The sequence below is a fragment of the Pseudomonas reactans genome, assembly GCF_013387025.1.
GTDB classification, from domain to species: Bacteria; Pseudomonadota; Gammaproteobacteria; order Pseudomonadales; family Pseudomonadaceae; genus Aquipseudomonas; species Aquipseudomonas reactans.
This window is the reverse complement of the sequence record NZ_JACAQP010000169.1, coordinates 1-940: the sequence shown is the minus strand read 5'-3', so window position 1 is coordinate 940 and position 940 is coordinate 1. Positions and strand designations below refer to the sequence as shown.

1 protein-coding gene and 1 tRNA gene are annotated in these 940 nt (G+C 31.0%); both read right to left on the bottom strand.

The genetic code is table 11. The annotated features are described in order from the left end of the window. Positions 1–300, bottom strand: a 300-nt coding sequence (locus HX793_RS32300) for a small ribosomal subunit protein uS4c (protein ID WP_178905624.1), incomplete at its 3' end; no start/stop codon positions are given. A 346-nt stretch (positions 301–646) separates the two neighbouring features. Next, positions 647–719: transfer RNA gene (locus HX793_RS32295), tRNA-Thr, on the bottom strand. Positions 720–940 lie beyond the last annotated feature (221 nt).

Sequence of the window (940 nt, the reverse complement as noted above, 5' to 3'; positions counted from 1 at the left end):
CATACCCAACCGAAAAAGAATGTTATCCAGGCGCATTTCAAGTAATTGTAGTAAAACCTGACCTGTTGACCCTTTTGCCTTTCCGGCGATACGAACGTATTTAAGTAATTGTCGTTCTGTAAGACCATAATGAAAACGCAATTTTTGTTTTTCTTCTAGGCGAATTCGATATTGGGATTTTTTCCCGGAACGCGATTGGTTTCTAAGATCACTTCCAGCTCTGGGCCTTTTATTAGTTAGCCCTGGTAAAGCCCCCAGGCGGCGTATTTTTTTGAAACGAGGACCTCGGTAACGCGACATAAAGCCTCCTTCTTCTTATTTATATTTAATTATTAATTCTTATTGATGAAATTTAATTCTACAGAATAAACCTAAACTAAAAATGAACTAAATTCTAAATAAAGCGAAATTTACTGAAGTATTATTCTATTAAAGAATAATGAGATGAGTTGGATAAATATCCAGATCTTTATATTCTATATATAGAAAAAGAAAAGGATTCTTTTCGTGAGATAGTTGAAAATTCCTATCACATAATAAATCAATGGCTTTTGCCAAAAGAGGAAGACATTTTTTTTTCAATATTCTTTGATTTCAAAAATGCATTATCAATCATGTAAAACATCGAATAAAATAAATAGAGAAAAGCCGACTATCGGAATCGAACCGATGACCATCGCATTACAAATGCGATGCTCTAACCTCTGAGCTAAGCAGGCTCACATAACATAAATTTGACATGCATAGGAATTCAATAAACTCTTAGAATCTTTGCTATTCACTATTATACTATTTTCATTCTTAGCTATTAATATTCATTATGAATAGCGAATATGAATATATTAAAGAATAGAATAAAGAATAGAATATAGAATTTCAAATAACTGTTAAATATTATAGAAGATAACGATTAATCTAGCGATATAGAATTTCTATTTTT